This window comes from Nonomuraea sp. NPDC049784, from assembly GCF_040659615.1.
Classification (GTDB): Bacteria; Actinomycetota; Actinomycetes; order Streptosporangiales; family Streptosporangiaceae; genus Nonomuraea.
Map to the genome: position 1 here is coordinate 1 of NZ_JBFAMX010000788.1, position 3,998 is coordinate 3,998.

General features: G+C 71.0%; 1 protein-coding gene. It reads left to right on the forward strand.

The window, feature by feature from the left end; translation table 11 throughout:
* Window positions 1-3,998: amino acid adenylation domain-containing protein (locus AB0J09_RS58480; protein WP_360711876.1), on the forward strand; the 3,998-nt coding region annotated here is incomplete at both ends.

A 3,998-nucleotide genomic window follows, 5' to 3' on the forward strand; every position in this document is an offset into this window, starting at 1 on the left:
CGCGGTTACCGGATCGAACCCGGCGAGGTCGAAGCCGCCCTGCACGCGCACCCTGCGGTCAGCGCCGCCGTGGTGGTTGCTGATCCGCTGGAGCGGCTGGTCGCTTACCTGGTGGGAGAGCTGCCGCCGATCGCGGAGTTGCGCGCGTTCCTGCGAGACACCCTGCCCGAGTACATGGTCCCGTCGATATTCATGGAGCTGTCGGCCCTGCCGGTGACCCGGCACGGCAAGCTCGACCGCACTGCTCTGCCTGCTCCGGAAGCCCCCATCGGTGAGTTCGTCGCTCCTCGCACGCCGAGTGAAGAAGTCCTGGCTGGTATCTGGGCGCAGGTACTTGGGGTGGAACGGGTCGGAGTCACGGAGAACTTCTTCGACCTGGGTGGGCACTCGCTGCTGGCGACCCAGGTGATCTCCCGGCTGCGGGCCGCTTTCGACGTCGACGTCCCGCTCGCGGCGATCTTCGACCACCCCACGGTGGGCGAGATGGCCGCCGTCGTCGATGTCTCCGCGCCGGGCGTGCCGGTCCCGCCGATCCTCCCAGTCTCCAGGGACACACCGTTGCCGCTGTCGTTCGCGCAGCAGCGGTTGTGGTTCCTGGACCAGATGGAACCGGGCTCATCGGAGTACAACGCACCCCTCGCGTTGCGGCTGAGTGGTTTCCTGGACGTGCCGGCGCTGAGGGCGGCGCTGGATGTGATCGTGGAGCGGCATGAGGTGCTGCGCACCAGGTTCGTCGCCGTCGACGGGGTGGCGCACCAGGTCATCGACCCGCCGTCCGGGTTCGGGCTGCAGGTCGTCGAGCTGGGTGCCGAGCAGGCCGAGGAACTGGTCGCCGCCGACGCGGTGACGCCGTTCGACCTGTCCACCGGCCCCCTGCTGCGCGGCCGGTTGATCCGGCTCGCGGCAGAAGAACATCTGCTGAGCCTGTGCATGCACCACGTGGTTTCCGACGAGTGGTCGGCCGGGGTGCTCACCCGGGAGCTGACCGCCCTGTACGAGGCGTTCTCCCGGGGTGAGCCGTCGCCGCTGGCTCCGTTGCCGGTGCAGTACGCCGACTTCTCGGTCTGGCAGCGCGAGTGGCTCCAGGGCGAGGTGCTCGAGGAGCAGCTCGGCTACTGGCGCGAGCGGCTGGCCGGGGCTCCGACCCTGGAGCTGCCCACCGACAGGCCCCGCCCCGCCGTACGGTCCTCGGACGGTGGAGTGGTGCGCTTCGACGTGCCCGAGCAGGTTGCCGCCGGGCTACAGCGGATCACCCGCGACAGCGGCTCGACCATGTTCATGACGTTGCTGGCTGCCTTCACCGTGCTCCTCGGCAAGTACGCCGACCAGGACGACATCGTGATCGGCACCCCCATCGCCAACCGCAACCGGGCCGAGACCGAAGACCTCATCGGCTACTTCGTCAACACCCTGGTCCTGCGCACCGACCTGTCCGGCGACCCCACGTTCACCGAGGTCCTGGGCCGCGTTCGCAGCGCGGCACTCGGCGCCTACGCCCACCAGGATGTGCCGTTCGAGCAACTCGTGGACACGCTCGCCCCAGAGCGTCACCGCTCCCGACACCCCCTCTTCCAGGTGATGTTCGGTGTCGACTGGGACACCGGAACGCCGCTGGAGCTGGGCGCGCTCTCGATGGAGCCTGCCTCCGTGAGCAGGGTGGTGGCTCAATTCGACCTCACCGTGACACTCGGCGGCAACGTCGACAGTCTGGCCGGGTCCATCGAGTACAGCACCGACCTGTTCGACCGCGCGACCGTGGAGCGCCTGGTGGACCGGCTGGTCGTGCTGCTGGGCGCGGTGGCGGCCGACCCGGCGCTCCCGCTCTCGGAGCTGCCGGTGATGGACGCCGCCGAACGCGACCGGACGCTCGCCGAGTGGAACGCCACCGGGGCCCCCGTGCCGGTCGGCGGACTGCACGAGCTGATCGCCGGCCAGGACGACGACCTCGCCGTCGTCTTCGGCGACCAGTCCCTGACCTATGGCGAGCTGGCGGCGCGGTCGAACCGGTTGGCGCACTACCTGCGCGACTCGGGGGTGGGGGCGGAAACCGTGGTCGCCCTGTGCCTGCCGCGTGGCCTGGACATGGTCGTCGCGCTGCTCGCCGTGCTGAGGGCCGGCGGGGCTTACCTGCCGCTGGATCCCGACTACCCCGCCGAGCGGCTCTCGTACATGCTGGCTGACAGCAGGGCGTCCGTTCTGCTGGGCACCGCCGACTCCCTCGACGTCCTCGCTGTACGGCGGGCCCGCGTGATGGTGCTGGACGACCCGCTGACGGTGCTGGGCATCGAGGCCGCCCCTTCGCACGCGCCCGCTGTCGCCGTCCACCCCGGTCAGCTTGCATACGTGATCTACACCTCGGGCTCGACGGGCCGCCCCAAGGGTGTCCAGGTGACCCACGGCGGAGCGGTCAACCTTGTCGAAGGGCAGCGCCGGGTGCTGAGCACCACCGGGCGCGACGTGGTGCTGCAGTTCGCGCCCTTCAGTTTCGACGCCTCCGTCTCCGAGGTGTTCATGGCGCTGGCCGTCGGCGCGACCCTGGTCGTCGCCACCCCGGAGGCCCGGTCCGAACCGGCAGCGCTGGTGGCGCTCACCACCCAGGCCCGAGTCAGCGTGGCGACACTGCCGCCGTCCCTGCTGGGCGTCCTCGAGCCCGGCGCGTTGTCCGCCGTGACCACCCTGCTCACAGCGGGGGAACGGCTGAGCCCGGAACTCGCCGGCGTGTGGGGGCGTGGGCGTCGGCTGTTCAATGCGTACGGGCCGACGGAGACGTCGGTGTGTGCGTCGATGGCGTTGTGTGATGTGGCCGATGCCGGGGCTCCGCCGATCGGTGGTCCGATCGCCAACGCGCGTGTGTATGTGCTGGATCGGCACCTTCGGCCGGTCCCGGTGGGGGTCCCCGGTGAGCTGTTCGTCGGTGGGAGCGGCCTGGCTCGTGGGTATGGCGGTCGGCCTGAGCTGACGGCCGAGCGTTTCCTGGCGGATCCGTTCGGTGGTGAGGGCTCGCGGCTGTACCGGACCGGGGATCGTGTGCGGTGGCGGGCGGATGGGCAGTTGGAGTTCCTGGGCCGCGTTGACGAGCAGGTGAAGGTCCGGGGTTACCGGGTCGAACCCGGTGAGGTCGAAGCCGCGCTGGTAGCGCACCCCGAGATCGCGGCGGCGGCCGTCGTGGCCCACGAGGACGGCGGGGACCGGCGTTTGGTGGGTTACCTCGTCGCCGAGGACGTCGCGGACGGCATCCCCTCGGCCGGTGAGCTGCGAGGGTTCCTGCTCGCCGGTCTGCCCGACTACCTGGTGCCCTCGGTCTTCGTCGAACTGGCCGCGCTGCCGCTGAGCCCGAGCGGGAAGATCGACCGGGCGGCGCTGCCCGCTCCCGACAGCAGCAGGCCGGACCTCGCGGCCGATTTCGTGGCCCCCCGGACCGCGACGGAGGAGGTCCTGGCCGGGATCTGGGCGCAGGTCCTCGGGCTGGAGCGGGTCGGGGTCGGCGACAGCTTTTTCGAGCTGGGGGGCCACTCGCTGCTGGCCACCCAGGCGGTGTCCCAGGTGCGGGCGGTGTTCGACGTCGAGGTGCCGCTGGGCGCCCTCTTCGCCCACCCGTCGGTTGCCGAGCTGGCCGAGCTGGTCGACGGCTCAGCCGGCCGTACGCGGGTCCCGCCCATCGTTCCCGTCGGCCGTGACCGGCTGCTGCCGCTGTCGTTCGCGCAGCAGCGCCTGTGGTTCCTCACTCAGATGGCCCCGGAGTCGACCGAGTACAACGTGCCGCTCGCCCTGCGCCTGACCGGCCCCCTCGACGAGGTGGCACTGGGCGCTGCGCTGGGCGCGATCGTGGACCGGCACGAGGTGCTGCGCACCCGCCTGGTCCCGACCGGCGGCGTGGCCTACCAGGTTGTCGACCCGCCAGGCGGGTTCGGGCTGGAGGTCGTGGACCTCAGTGGTGACCCGGAGGGGTTTTCGCGGGCTGAGGAGTTGGTGGCGGCTGATGCGGTGGCGCCGTTCGA